Here is a 344-nt window from a genome sequence, read left to right as displayed (position 1 = left end):
GCGCACCCTACAAACCGCCACCCCAACGCCAGCCTGCCAAAAAACAATCTAAATAATTCCCGCAAAGCACTTGCAAAGTGGGGGAAGAGTTTGCTATAGTTCGCCTCCCGCTGAAGAGCGGGGAGAAATGAAGCGAAGTAAAGCTGGCGAAATGAGCGATTGAAAAGATTGCGGAATGAGTTGGTGGCTGTGAATACCGTGCAACAGTTTAAGTAGTTCGAAAGAGCGAAGAGAAACGAAATGAGTTGCAGGTGTTGACAGTGGGAATAAAGTGCTTCATAATCTCGTTTCTCTGCTGCTGACGCACACAACGCTGCGACGCAAAACTGGGTAAATAAGTAACC

Annotated in this window: 1 protein-coding gene; it reads right to left on the bottom strand. The window is 48.0% G+C overall.

Annotated elements, in window-relative coordinates; translation table 11 throughout:
- A partial coding sequence (locus tag H8L32_RS28490) for a hypothetical protein (protein WP_222619529.1) occupies nt 1-344 on the bottom strand: 344 nt, incomplete at both ends.

This window comes from Undibacterium hunanense (genome assembly GCF_014284335.1).
GTDB classification, from domain to species: domain Bacteria; phylum Pseudomonadota; class Gammaproteobacteria; order Burkholderiales; family Burkholderiaceae_D; genus Undibacterium; species Undibacterium hunanense.
This window is presented reverse-complemented; position numbering and strand designations above follow the sequence as displayed.